The organism is Leptolyngbya sp. UWPOB_LEPTO1, assembly GCF_017302695.1.
Classification (GTDB): domain Bacteria; phylum Cyanobacteriota; class Cyanobacteriia; order Leptolyngbyales; family Leptolyngbyaceae; genus Leptolyngbya; species Leptolyngbya boryana.
In genome coordinates this window covers 118,500-130,595 of the sequence record NZ_JAFLCJ010000005.1, presented here as the reverse complement: position 1 = coordinate 130,595, position 12,096 = coordinate 118,500, and the positions used below count along the sequence as shown (strand labels likewise).

12 protein-coding genes are annotated in these 12,096 nt (G+C 48.8%); 5 read left to right on the top strand and 7 right to left on the bottom strand.

Annotated features, from left to right (window positions below; all coding sequences use genetic code 11):
• Positions 1-123 precede the first annotated feature (123 nt).
• From J0L70_RS09990 to J0L70_RS09975, 4 genes are all read right to left on the bottom strand, one after another.
• Positions 124-1,440, bottom strand: a complete 1,317-nt coding sequence (locus J0L70_RS09990; RefSeq protein WP_287454324.1) for an ATP-binding protein — start codon at positions 1,438-1,440, stop codon at positions 124-126.
• A gap of 39 nt (positions 1,441-1,479) precedes the next feature.
• Entirely contained in the window at positions 1,480-2,229 is a 750-nt protein-coding gene (locus J0L70_RS09985) for a proteasome-type protease (RefSeq protein ID WP_026148415.1), read from the bottom strand.
• 82 nt (positions 2,230-2,311) lie between these two features.
• The gene (locus J0L70_RS09980; protein ID WP_287454323.1) at positions 2,312-2,875 is read right to left on the bottom strand and encodes a TIGR04376 family protein; all 564 of its coding nucleotides are present in this window, start codon (positions 2,873-2,875) and stop codon (positions 2,312-2,314) included.
• Between the two features lie 50 nt (positions 2,876-2,925).
• Entirely contained in the window at positions 2,926-3,963 is a 1,038-nt protein-coding gene (locus J0L70_RS09975; protein WP_287454322.1) for a type II secretion system protein N, read from the bottom strand.
• A 247-nt stretch (positions 3,964-4,210) separates the two neighbouring features.
• Between J0L70_RS09975 and J0L70_RS09970 the strand changes: the two genes are divergently transcribed.
• Entirely contained in the window at positions 4,211-4,345 is a 135-nt protein-coding gene (locus J0L70_RS09970) for a hypothetical protein (RefSeq protein ID WP_287454321.1), read from the top strand.
• On the opposite strand, the gene J0L70_RS09965 is transcribed toward J0L70_RS09970, so the two are convergent.
• Positions 4,316-4,903, bottom strand: a complete 588-nt coding sequence (locus J0L70_RS09965) for a Uma2 family endonuclease (RefSeq protein WP_287454320.1) — start codon at positions 4,901-4,903, stop codon at positions 4,316-4,318. The two genes, J0L70_RS09970 and J0L70_RS09965, sit on opposite strands and share 30 nt — an antisense overlap.
• Before the next feature lie 148 nt (positions 4,904-5,051).
• On the opposite strand from J0L70_RS09965, the gene J0L70_RS09960 reads away from it, so the two are divergent.
• The 3 genes from J0L70_RS09960 (at position 5,052) to J0L70_RS09950 (ending at position 8,139) form a co-directional block, all read left to right on the top strand.
• Entirely contained in the window at positions 5,052-7,481 is a 2,430-nt protein-coding gene (locus J0L70_RS09960; RefSeq protein WP_287454319.1) for a tetratricopeptide repeat protein, read from the top strand.
• A gap of 147 nt (positions 7,482-7,628) precedes the next feature.
• Positions 7,629-7,910 carry a DUF4258 domain-containing protein gene (locus tag J0L70_RS09955; protein ID WP_287454318.1) on the top strand — a complete coding sequence of 94 codons (282 nt, stop codon included), beginning with the start codon at positions 7,629-7,631 and terminating at the stop codon, positions 7,908-7,910.
• A 4-nt stretch (positions 7,911-7,914) separates the two neighbouring features.
• A complete protein-coding gene (locus J0L70_RS09950) occupies positions 7,915-8,139 on the top strand; it encodes a type II toxin-antitoxin system MqsA family antitoxin (RefSeq protein ID WP_287454316.1) in 225 nt (74 codons plus the stop codon).
• Positions 8,140-8,371: 232 nt separating this feature from the next.
• On the opposite strand, the gene J0L70_RS09945 is transcribed toward J0L70_RS09950, so the two are convergent.
• Both J0L70_RS09945 and J0L70_RS09940 read right to left on the bottom strand, forming a co-directional pair.
• The gene (locus J0L70_RS09945; RefSeq protein WP_287454314.1) at positions 8,372-8,494 is read right to left on the bottom strand and encodes a hypothetical protein; all 123 of its coding nucleotides are present in this window, start codon (positions 8,492-8,494) and stop codon (positions 8,372-8,374) included.
• Between the two features lie 6 nt (positions 8,495-8,500).
• Positions 8,501-8,971 (bottom strand): hypothetical protein, encoded by a 471-nt coding sequence (locus tag J0L70_RS09940; RefSeq protein ID WP_287454312.1) that lies wholly within the window; start codon positions 8,969-8,971, stop codon positions 8,501-8,503.
• A 404-nt stretch (positions 8,972-9,375) separates the two neighbouring features.
• On the opposite strand from J0L70_RS09940, the gene J0L70_RS09935 reads away from it, so the two are divergent.
• The gene (locus J0L70_RS09935) at positions 9,376-11,967 is read left to right on the top strand and encodes a tetratricopeptide repeat protein (protein ID WP_287454310.1); all 2,592 of its coding nucleotides are present in this window, start codon (positions 9,376-9,378) and stop codon (positions 11,965-11,967) included.
• The last annotated feature ends 129 nt before the right edge of the window (positions 11,968-12,096 follow it).

The following is a 12,096-nucleotide window of genomic DNA, read 5'->3' as shown; positions in this document are numbered from 1 at the left end:
AGGCGATCGGCAACTTCGTTCTGATGTGACCTCGCTTTACAGTCCTAATGAAATCGTCATAAGCCCTCTGTCTTAGGGCAGTTGAAAGCTTATGACGGTTCCTGATACAGCGCGTTCTGTAGCTTAAAGTGTGAACTCAGCAAACTCATCCTGTTCGGTTGACGTTGGCGGAGTTTGATACTTCTGAGTTTGAATCAATTCGCTCAAGGTCAAATTCGGATTCTGCTGGATTAAGTTCAAAGCAGTCATGAAATCGCGAATAATTTCACCTGGAGTGAGGCGCGTCTCAGAGCCGACTTTCCCGCCGCGGACTGCACTGATAAAAGTTGAAATTTCAGTAGAAGTGAGTTGCTTCCGCATCTCGTAATGATTGAAAAATACGATCGAGATTCGCTGCAAAAGTAACTGTAATTCTGGTTCGCTTAATGCCTCTAATCGAATCACAGGCGCACTGGTATCTGCTTCATCGGATTGAATCACGCGACTTTCAGCGGTGCGACGTTGCCAAGCTGGATCACTATACAATCCGCGTCTGGGATCTTCGAGAAATTGAGGGGTTCCTCCGATCAAGGTTCCAAGATGGCTGACTTTCCCTTGCATCGCATCATTGAACATTGCTAAAAGCTTGTCATAGTTGTTTTGACGCGCGATCGCGGTTGAAATCTTCGACAAGTGGATCACTTCATCCAAAATGATGATCAATCCTTTATAGTCAATGTCTGCTGCAAATCGAGCGATCAGCTTCACATAGTCATACCAAGAATCATCATCAATAATGACTCTGACTCCCAAAGCTGCTTTAGCTTCGGTCTTAGTGGAAAACTCACCGCGTAACCATCGCATTGCGGCTTCTTTTTTGGCTTCATCATTCGATCGATAGCCTGTCCAGTAGGCAATGATCACCGTTGCAAAATCAAATCCATTGACTAAATCTGCAACATCTTGTGTCACTAAGCGAATCTGAGCTTCTACCTGTTGATCGAAGCCTTCGTCACTCGGCTTCATGCCTGTGTCCTGAGCTACCTGTGCCTGAATCGCTGCAATCCAGCGTTCTAGAATGAGGGTGAGCGCGCCGCCTTCAGGTCGGCTTTTCGTTGCCAAATTTCGCATCAATTCGCGGTAAGTTGCAACGCCTGCGCCTTGACTGCCAACTAACCGTCGATCAGGCGTGATATCTGCATCTGCAACAACAAATCCCTGTTCCATTGCGAGATTGCGAATCAATTGCAGGGTAAAGCTTTTCCCGGCTCCATATCGTCCAATCACAAATCGAAATGCGGCTCCGCCATTTGCCACATGCTCAAAATCCTGCCGAATGGCTGCAATCTCTTTTTCTCGTCCGACTGCAATATGCTCTAAACCGACACGTGGCACAACTCCTGCACTCAGAGCATTGACGAGAGCAGTGGAAACGCGCTTAGTAAGTTTAGGTTGAGACATAGAGAACCAAAGAATTTCAGAAATTCACAGTAACACTAATTATGTGTCCCCGTTCAAGTAATGCTGCCAATCAATGTTCGGCATCTGCTCAAACGCTTCGTTGAGACATTTTCCCCATTGTTGGCGAATCTGAGTTAAGTAAGGCGCATCAATGTTTAAGCTCAGGCGATATCGAACTTTGAAACTATTCGCCTCATACATGACTAAGTTGATGGGCGGGCCGACGGAGATGTTAGAAATCATGGTCGAATCGATCGATAACAGCGCACATTTCGCAGCTGATTCGATCGAGGTTTCAAAGGACAAGACACGATCGAGAATCGGTTTGCCATATTTCGCCTCGCCAATCTGCAAAAAAGGCTTTTCTTTCGAGGCTTGAATGAAATTGCCTTGACTATAAATCATGAATAGTTCTGGCTCTGAACCGCGAATCTGTCCGCCGAGGAGCACGGTGCAGTTGTAATCAATGCCATCTTTCTCAAGCCAGGGGCGATTTTGTTCCTGAACTTGACGAATCATGTTGCCGATATACCGCGCAATTTCAAACATGCTCGGCAATGTGTGCAGGCTGACTTCTGCTTTTGCGGTGATGTCTTGCTGCATTAAAGTCAAAGCGGACTGCGTGATCGACAAATTGCCAGATGTGCAGAGCAAGATGGTGCGATCGTTGTCGATCGAGAAGTCAAACAGTTTTCGATAGGTCGAAATGTAATCGACTCCCGCATTCGTTCGAGAGTCTGCCGCCATTACTAGCCCTTCTTTTGTAAGAATTCCAAGGCAATAGGTCATACGGGTAGAGTAAAAGTCTATTAGCATTACTCTACGATGAAGTAGGAAAGTAGGGGAGTGGGGAAGTATATTCCCCCATTCCCTACCTTCCCATCTTCCGCTTCATCTCCTCCAACTCTTCCTGCGTTTCCCACTGCTGAAACTTCTGTTCTAATGGGTCATCGATCTTACTGGCACTCTGATTCCAACCATCGACGGCCCAGCGTTGTGACGCTTGAGCGGCTTGGGTTGCTTTTACCTGTTTAATCTCAGCTTGCAACTCTTGTCGGCGAATCTGAATTTTTTTCTGTAACTCTTCTGTCTGCTGAATTCGTTCTTTGAGAACTTGCATTTGTCCCCATTTCTGATTCCCTTCGCGTAAGAGAGAAGCTTCATGTGCCTCGGCGGGTTCGGCTAAATCCTTGCGTCCTGCTGTTCTTGCTTTCTCAATTCGCACATGCCAGCGCTGAATTTCTTGCGCTGTCGTCAAAATTTCTGCTTCGACTTGTTTTTCTCGCAACCGCAAATCTGCTAACAATCGGCGCGTTTCCTGTTCTTGTTCATACAGCTTCTCTTCGAGTGCTTGTAATTCAAGCTGCGGATTGTTCTTCAAAAACTCATCGATGCGAGTTTCTAGAAAACGCCCAAGATCGTCGAACAAACCCATAAACTGCTCCAAGAGAAAGGGACAGAGGAAGAATTCTCCCCTGCCCTATTCTAAAGTTTTTGTCCGATCGAGAGCGATCGAACCTCGCCATTCCGTCGCACCGTGACGTAATTATTGTCAATATCGACGACGCTCCATCCGCTCGACCCAATGCTCTCACCAATGTAATAGCGCTGAGTCACACCATTCATTTCAAATAAAATTGCAGATTGGGTGGGGTCAGTGGCGATCGCGATGCCGCGTAATAATCGCTGAGGTTCTGCTGCTGGAGCTTGACTCGGCAGGATGACTGGAGCCACTGGAGCGTTTGGTTTGGTTGCTAAGGGATTACTGGCTGGATTGATCGATAAACGCTCTAGCGCAGAAGAAAGCCGAGAGAGAACTTGGTTGAGTTCTTGCGGATTTTTACTGACGGCTGTGCCAACGGGCATCGGACTGGAAACAGAAGGAACATTGATCACGACTGGCGAATTGAGTTTGGATGCAGTGGGATTTCCTGCAACTGCAACCGGAGGAAGACTATTTTTAAGGGGTGTGAGATTTGTCGGCTTATTTGCAGCTTTGCGATCGATGGCTTCAAGCGATCGCTGCATGTATTTTGCAAATTGGGCGTTTGTATCTTTGGCGGGTGGTTTGATGGTGGTAGAGGTTGCGATCGCAGAGGGTTCTTGGGTCGCGATTGTGAACCATCGCTGAATTGTTCCTCGTTGAATCAGCCACGCTGAAGCGGCAGCGATTGCCGTTAAGCCGAATGCGATCGTCAGAAATTTCAGAAGTCGATTGCTGTGAGGCTTGAGCGGTTCTGCTGCGATCAGTTCATCCATTTCGGGCATGGAACCTGCCGAATTCCATTGAGGTAAGCGGGGCAGGGATGCTGTGGAACGCGGCACGATCGAGGAAAGTGCGGGAGGCATGACGATTTCGGGTGATTTCTGCGGTTGCGCCCGAATGGGTTCAGGTGGGGGAACGCTGCCGGAGAGGAGATCTTCCACATCCTCAAACAAATCATCCATAAGTCGATCGGCGTAGGCATCGACTTGAATCGAGGGTTGAGTTGCAACGAGTGCGCCGCTGATGTTTTGAGGCATAGCTTTGAGTGCAAGGGCGGATATGTGGACTTTCTGGAAACCAGAACAATGGGATCGATTTTCAGTAGGCGATTTTTTGCCGCGATCGTGGGTTTCACGATCGGTTTTTCGAGTAAAATCTTCGATTCCGGTCGTACTACGTGTTTGGAATTATACTCACGAACTTTTTTGACGGCGCAGTTCTGATTCACGATGCCCGGATTCTACGGAGATCTGGTGCGATCAGTGGGGAGTGGGGAAGTGGGGAGTGGGGACTCTAAGCGCGATTTGCTCGATCGAAAAGGTGACTCGTTATGGGGCGAGAGGGGCGATCGTGATTCGATTGTTGCAGATTTGGGGGATTGGGGGTGGGTTAGTCGTCTGTGAAGCGATCGACGTTTAATTCAAATCCTGGGAGAACATCTTCGCCTGAGAGAGTTGTGGGGAGTGGTTGCACTTCTTTCTCTTGTCCTTGGCGATAGATTTCGACTTGTTGATCTTGCGGATTGAGTAACCAACCGAGGCGGACTCCACTTTCTAGATATTCCTGCATTTTTTCTTGCAGCGTCTTCAGATCATCAGTGGCGGAGCGTAATTCGATTACAAAATCGGGCGCGATCGGGGGAAATTTTTTGCGTTGGTCTGGAGTGAGGGCTTGCCATCGAGATGATTCGACCCAGGCTGCATCGGGAGAGCGTTTCCCGCCTTTTGGAAGTTTGAAAATCGTTGAGGAGCTAAAGATTTCTCCGAGTCGGGTTTGACGATTCCAGATGCCGAGATCGATGATATAGTCCGCTTCTCGTTTACCGCTTTCTCCGCCGACGGGTGACATAACGATTAAGACTCCTTCTGCATTCTGTTCGATGTTCCATTCGGGATTGTGGAGGCAGAGTTGGTAAAACTGCTCGTCGGTGAGATGAACATGGTTGAAATCGAGTTTGAGGGGAGACGTGAGTTCCATATTGCAGTCCAAAGATTGGTGCAAGAAAGAGGGTTCTTTTATCGTACTTCTGAACTGGTGGAGTCAGGAGATTGGCTCGGCTTTGCTTTGCGGAAATTGTTTCATTCTGTGAGTATAAAAGAGAGGTCTCCCGGTTGGATGTTTGATTATGCAGAATGAGACGACTGTGCTTGATTCTCCGCCGTTGATTTTCATTTGCTATGCTCGCAAAGATAATCAAGATGATGCCTTCAAACGCCGATCGCTAGATCGACTTCTCGACCATTTAAAGCCATTGGAACGTCAGAGAAAGGCGAGGATTTGGTGTGATAAGAAGATCGATCTGGGAACGCAGTGGGATGACGAGATTCATACGGCACTGAGTTCGGCAAAGGTGGCGATCGCGTTAATGAGTCCTTCGTTTTTTGCGTCGGATTACATTTGCGAGAAAGAGATGCCGAAGATTTTTCAGCAGGTCGATGCAGGGCAGACGATATTACTGCCGATTTTGTTGAGTCCGTTTGATTTGGGATCGGCTGAGTTTTACTACTCGGATGCTCAGGGTAAGGAAAAGGTGCGATCGCTGATTGATTTTCAGGCGGCGAATGGGATGGAGAAGCCGCTGATCGGTTTGCCGGAGCATGAACAGGATGCGGTGTTGCTGCGGGTGGCACAACGGGCGCGGGAGATTGTGAGCGGAAAAAAGTCTGAGGTTCCCATCGGTGGGGAACGGGGAAAACATACACCGAGTAATTTACCGCGATCGCAGACGGAGACATTTGTGGGGCGGGAGGTGGAACTGCGAGAGATTCACGATCGTGTGCAAGATGAAAGTCGGTTGGCGATTTTTGCGGTGTCGGGGATGGGGGGCATTGGCAAGACGGAATTGGTGTTGCAGTATGCAATGCGGTATCGCAATGCGGGGATTTATTTGGGGGCGGTGTGTTGGGTGAATGCTCAACAGGAGATTGGGTCGCAGATTTTGGGGTTTGCTCGATCGTGTTTGGGGTTGCAGTTGCCGGAGTTTTCGGATTCGAGTGAGTTGGTGGCTTGGTGTTGGGGACATTTTCCAACGGAGTCGAGTCTGGTGGTATTTGATAATGTGCTGGACTATGCGGAGATTGAGAATTTTTTGCCGCCTGTTGAGGAACGGTTTAAGGTGCTGCTGACGACGCGATCGCGGATTGAAAGCGAGTCGGTTTCGGTGTTGTCGATCGAGACTTTGCTGCCGTTGCAGGCGTATCGATTGCTATATGAAACGGTTAAGGATGAGCGTCGGTTTGAGCGAGAGCAAATACAAGCTGCTGAACTGTGTGAATGGGTGGGAGATTTGCCACTGGGGATCAAGTTAGTCGGGAAGTTTCTGAAAGTCGAGCCGGATTTGTCGATCGCGGAACTGCTTGCGGAGCTAAAAACAGAGCGGTTGAAGCAGGATGGTATTAGTCAGATCGAAACAGTCTTTGAGTTGAGTTGGGAGAGGCTGAACGCGGCAGAACGACAGTTGGCGATGCTGTTGGGGACGTTTGGGAAAGCAGCGATCGCTTGGGAGTTGGTCGATCGATCGGTGGAATTTTGTCGAGAGGAAACGGCGTGGTTGTTGCTGGAGCCAAAGGCGTTGCGGCGAGGACGGAGAAAGTTAATTGAGTTGAGTTTGCTTCAGCGATCGGGAGAAGACCAGTATCAAATTCATCCGCTCTTGCGGGAGTTTTTTAGAAGCAAGATGACGCAGGAGGAACAGCGATGGATCACAACGGCAGTAGCGATGGTGATGATTGGCATTGCGAAACAAATTCCGCAAAGTCCGACGCTGGAGATGATTGGCTCGGTGACTGCGGCGATTCCTCATCTGCAAGCGGTGGCAGAAGACCTGAAGAAGTTGAAAAGTCGGGAAGAATGCGGCATTGCAGAGGATGAAGATCTAATTTGGGTATTTGTTGGAATTGGACGATTTTATGAGGGGCAAGGACTTTATGCCGATGCTGAGCCTTGGTATGCTGCGGGGTTAACAGTGGCACGAACGCTGTTGGGAGAGCAGCATCCTGCTGTGGCAACGAGTCTGAACAATTTGGCAGGATTGTATCGGTTGCAAGGACGGTATGAGGCAGCGGAACCGCTGTACGTGCAAGCGTTGGAATTAAGGCGAACGCTGTTGGGAGAGCAGCATCCTGCTGTGGCTCAGAGTCTGAACAATTTGGCAGGATTGTATCGGTCGCAAGGACGGTATGAGGCAGCGGAACCGCTGTACGTGCAAGCGTTGGAATTAAGGCGAACGCTGTTGGGAGAGCAGCATCCTGCTGTGGCTCAGAGTCTGAACAATTTGGCAAACTTGTATCAGTCGCAAGGACGGTATGAGGCAGCGGAACCGCTCTACCTGCAAGCGTTGGAATTGTATCGAACGCTGTTGGGAGAGCAGCATCCTGATGTGGCAGTGAGCCGATGGAATTTGGCAGCCCTTTACGCCAATCAAGGGCGATTGCCTGAAGCAGAGCGATTGTTAGTTCAAGCCATAGAAGTCTTTCAGCAACGATTGGGAAATCAGCATCCGCATACCATTGGGGCGCAGGATTGGTTGGAAGATGTGCGAAAAGAGATGGGTTAGAAGCACGATCGAGCATCCGCGATCGCGGTTTTGAAAAGAGCGATCGTGATTCAGAATTGAGTGCCCATCTAACACCGATAGAAAATCTTCGATCGCGATTGAAAAATTGGAGAATAATACGCTAAGAGCAATCGTGCGGGGCAAGGTGTGAAATATCAGACCCTTATCTTTTCAAGTCATGCCATTCAAAGGATGTTCCTGAGACAAATTAGCCAAGAAGAAGTAAAAACTGCGATCGCTCAGGGTGAAATCATTCAAGAATATCCAGACGACCAACCTTTTCCAAGCTATTTGTTACTTGATTTTATTGAAGGCAGACCGATTCATGTCGTCTTTTCCTATGATCAAGAAACCGATACCGGATATGTAGTCACCACCTATATTCCTGATCCGAATATTTGGCAGCCTGACTTTAGAACCAAGAGGTAATTTTATGCAATGTGTGATCTGTAAACATGGGCAGACCCATCCTGGAATTGTAACTGTCACGCTAGAACGCGAAAATTGCATTGTTATCCTGAAAGGCGTACCTGCTGAAGTGTGCGAAAACTGTGGAGAATACTATCTCAGTGAATCTGTAACAGGAGAAGTCCTCGATCGAGCAGAAGCAGCAGTTCGCAACGGAACAGAAGTTGAAATCGTCCGCTATGCAGCTTAATTATTTTGCGCGATCGTTGAGTAAAGTAGAACGATCTAGAGAATTTGGAGAGCGATCGACGATTTAGGAACAGCGATCGACCATTCAGTCCTCCCTCAATATACAAGCCCGGATTTTCAATCACGGGCGGACTCACACCGCAGCGAAAACCACCCATCGCTCCTCCCAAAAACCACCCAACCGCATCGCCCCACCAAACTCTTCGATCGTCTAGCAACGCGGTAGCTCTGCTCTACGAAGCGTTTGCTGCTTCAACCATTGCAACTCCCATTAAATTGAGGTGCGATCGCTCAACGCGACCAAAAACGGGAACCCAACCAACCCAACAAAGCCAGTCAGGGGGCAAGACTGGCAAATCACACTAAACTGCTGCGGGTTGAGGTTTTTCTTTTTTCTGTCTGCGAGCAAAACGTTGTCCGAGTTCTTCGATCGCGGGTGCGAGTCCAGCTTCGTCGCCGCTTGCTTTGGCATAGTTGTAGACTTTAAGTGCGGCAGTATAGGCTTCACTGCCGACAAGTTTATAAGTATCGTCGAGCATTCCTTCGAGTTGGGCGAAGGCAGCAACGATCGGATATAAGGCTTCAAACAGTTCGATATCGAGGCGCATTTCTTCGAGATCAAATGAGCGGGGGAGGATATCGGGGTTTTGTCTGGCGACTTCGAGGGCTTTGGTGACAAAGGCTTGTGAACGATCGCCCATTTTGTTTAGGCTTTTGCGTTCCTCGGCGGTCATGTTGGTGAGGAAGGGCATTTTGGTTTTGATCAAGTTAATCGCTTCGAGGATTTCTGCTCGATCGGTGTAGGTCAGTTTTGCACTGATTCGTTTGGACATTGAGACTCTCCTCATGACTGAATATAGAGTTATCGTGCCCAATTCATTGAATTTGGTCGCGATTGGATAAAATTCAGTCATGGTTCTCACTGCGAGATAGAACGTTGAGTAATTGAGACGGAAATTTTTATCTAAAAGTGAGAATGTTTTATCTCTGACATAGAACGTTGAGTAATTGAGACGGAAATTTTTATCTAAAAGAGCGATCGCTCCGTCTGCCAGATAGAACGTTTTAGGTTCAGATTAGAAATTTTTATCTAAAAGTGAGAACGATCACTTTGTGAAGCGAAGCTACCGCGCTTTTTCTCTGATTGGTCTGTCTTTTTAATAGAACTGTGACGGGTTACGGAAAAACTTTGCTTTGGTGAGTATAAAAGAAGTAGCTTCCGGTTAAAAAGTTGAACATGCCAGACGAAACGCAGACTACTCCATCTCGACCTGTCATCTTCATTTGCTATGCTCACAAAGATAATGACGATGCAGAGGTTCGCAAACGCTGTCTCGATCTGCTTTTAATGCATCTAGCGCCACTACAGTTTGATCATGATGTGCTGATTTGGTGCGATCGAGCGTTGCAGATTGGAGATGAGTGGAATCCGGAGATTCTGGCGAACTTGCAATCGGCAAAAGTCGCGATCGCGCTTCTGAGTCCGGCGTTTTTTGCGTCGTCTTATATTCGGGCGAAAGAAGTGCCGATGATTTTGGAACAGCAGGATAAGGGGCAGACAACATTGTTGCCGATCATGTTGAGTCCTTGTCTAGTTGCAGAATCGCAGTTTCGATATGTCGATCGCAATGGGGAAGAAAAGAAGCGATCGCTGAATGATTTTCAGGCATCAAATGATATGAAGCGTCCGTTGAAAGGGCTTCCGGAGCATGAACAGGATGCGATTTTGCTGCGGGTAGCGCAACGAGTGCGGGGGATTATTACTGGAAAAAAGCCTGATGTTCCTATCGGTGGGGAACTGCAAAACAATACACCGGATAACTTACCGCGATCGACGACGGATTTCTTTGTGGGACGAGCGGAGGCACTCAGCGACATTCACAAGCGATTTCAGGCAGGACAGAGGCTGGCGATTTGTGCAGTGTTGGGGATGGGCGGCATTGGCAAGACGGAATTGGCGTTGCGGTATGCGTTGCAGTATTGGAAGACAGGGAGAGATCGCGGGGCAATTTGTTGGTTGAATGCGCGGAAAGGAGTTGATATCGAGATTGTCAGATTTACGCGAGTATGTCTGGATCTCACGCCGCCAGAATTTCCAGACTCAGAAAGTTTGGTGGGTTGGTGTTGGCGACAGTTTCCCGCCGATGAAAGTCTGATTGTGTTTGATAATGTGCAGGACTATCAGGAGATCGCAGCGTTTTTGCCGCCGGATGAGTCACGGTTCAAAGTTTTGATTACGACGCGATCGCAGATCGATCAAGCCGGGGTCGAACGGTTATCGATCGAGACGCTGAACCCGTTGGCGGCGTATCAGTTGCTCTATCAAACTGTCAACGACGATCGGCGGCTGTTGGAAGGGCAAACGATCGCAGAAAAACTGTGTGAGTGGTTGGGATATTTGCCGCTAGGGATTCAACTGGTGGCAAAGTTTCTCAAACTGGAACCAGATTTGTCGCTGGCGGAACTGTGGGCGGAACTAGAAGCGGAAGCGCTGAAACACGATGGGCTAAGCGCGAACGCGAAGCGCGGTGAAAGCATCGAGCTTGTATTTGAGTTGAGTTGGGAGAAACTGAGCGAGGCAGAACGACAATTGGCGATGCTGTTGGGGACGTTTGCGGCGGCTCCGATGCAGTGGAGTTGGGTTGAAGGTGCGATCGAGTTTTGTCGGGTGAAGGCTCCGGAACAGCGAGGATGGGAGCGCTTGAAGTTTTGGAAAGCACGATCGCAGGTTCCGCAGCAGTGGTGTTTATTGTTAGAGCCAAAAGCGATCGATCTCGGACGGAGACGGCTGATCGAATTGAGTTTGCTTCAGCGAGTTGGAGAGAGACAGCATCAGGTACATCCGTTGTTACGGGAGTTTTTTGCTCAGAAGATGACGCGGGAGGAGCGAAAGCAGATTCAGAGCGCAGTGGCGCAGGTGATGATCGGCATTGCGAAACAAATTCCGCAAAGTCCGACGCTGGAAATGATTGGCGCGGTTACTCCAGCAATTCCACATCTGCAAGCGGTGGCAGAAGACCTGATGAAGTTGAAAAGTCGGGAAGAATGCGGGATTGCAGACGATGATGATCTGACTTGGGTATGTATTGGAATTGGACGATTTTATCAGGGACAAGGACTCTATGCCGATGCTGAGCCTTGGTTTGATGCGGGGTTAACAGTGGCGCGAACGCTCCTGGGAGAACAGCATCCTGCTGTGGCAACGAGTTTGAACAATGTGGCAGGATTGTATCGGTCGCAAGGACGCTATGAGGAAGCCGAACCGCTCTACATTCAAGCACTGGAATTAATGCGAACGCTCCTGGGAGAACAGCATCCTGCTGTGGCAACGAGTTTGAACAATTTGGCATTGTTGTACAAGTCGCAAGGACGCTATGAGGAAGCCGAACCGCTCTACATTCAAGCACTGGAATTAAGACGATCGCTCCTGGGAGAACAGCATCCTGCTGTGGCAACGAGTTTGAACAATTTGGCATTGTTGTACGAGTCGCAAGGACGCTATGAGCTAGCCGAACCGCTTTATATTCAAGCGTTTCAAATTGACCAACAAGCATTAGGGCAAGAGCATCCCGATTTTGCAATTGACTTGAGCAATCTCGCAGGACTCTACACAACACTAGAGCGCTACGCAGAAGCAGAGCCATTGTATCTCCAAGCGATCGCTATCTTCTACGATCGACTCGGAGAAGCACATCCTTACACTCAACAGGCTTGGCAAGGATTTATCGGTTTTTTAGTTCAAGTGCTACAAAGCGAACGAGCTTCCGAACTCTCGGATGATCCGATGACACGATCGCTCCTTCAACAACTGCAAAGCGCATCAGAATAAAGAACGGTTGCCTCGCTCCCCGGAAGATTCGCAGAACGTGAAGCAGCGATCGACGATTTGAGAAGAACGATTGTCTAGAAGCGTCTGAGAACCCTTGACCCTTGCCGCCATCCTCAACAAATCGCCTAA

Coding starts and splice junctions, on each gene's coding strand:
- J0L70_RS09950 (WP_287454316.1), top strand. CDS start 7,915: ATGCAATGTGTGATCTGTAAACATGGGCAGACCCATCCTGGAATTGTA.
- J0L70_RS09975 (WP_287454322.1), bottom strand. CDS start 3,963: ATGCCTCAAAACATCAGCGGCGCACTCGTTGCAACTCAACCCTCGATT.
- J0L70_RS09980 (WP_287454323.1), bottom strand. CDS start 2,875: ATGGGTTTGTTCGACGATCTTGGGCGTTTTCTAGAAACTCGCATCGAT.
- J0L70_RS09935 (WP_287454310.1), top strand. CDS start 9,376: ATGCCAGACGAAACGCAGACTACTCCATCTCGACCTGTCATCTTCATT.
- J0L70_RS09960 (WP_287454319.1), top strand. CDS start 5,052: ATGCAGAATGAGACGACTGTGCTTGATTCTCCGCCGTTGATTTTCATT.
- J0L70_RS09985 (WP_026148415.1), bottom strand. CDS start 2,229: ATGACCTATTGCCTTGGAATTCTTACAAAAGAAGGGCTAGTAATGGCG.
- J0L70_RS09940 (WP_287454312.1), bottom strand. CDS start 8,971: ATGTCCAAACGAATCAGTGCAAAACTGACCTACACCGATCGAGCAGAA.
- J0L70_RS09965 (WP_287454320.1), bottom strand. CDS start 4,903: ATGGAACTCACGTCTCCCCTCAAACTCGATTTCAACCATGTTCATCTC.
- J0L70_RS09990 (WP_287454324.1), bottom strand. CDS start 1,440: ATGTCTCAACCTAAACTTACTAAGCGCGTTTCCACTGCTCTCGTCAAT.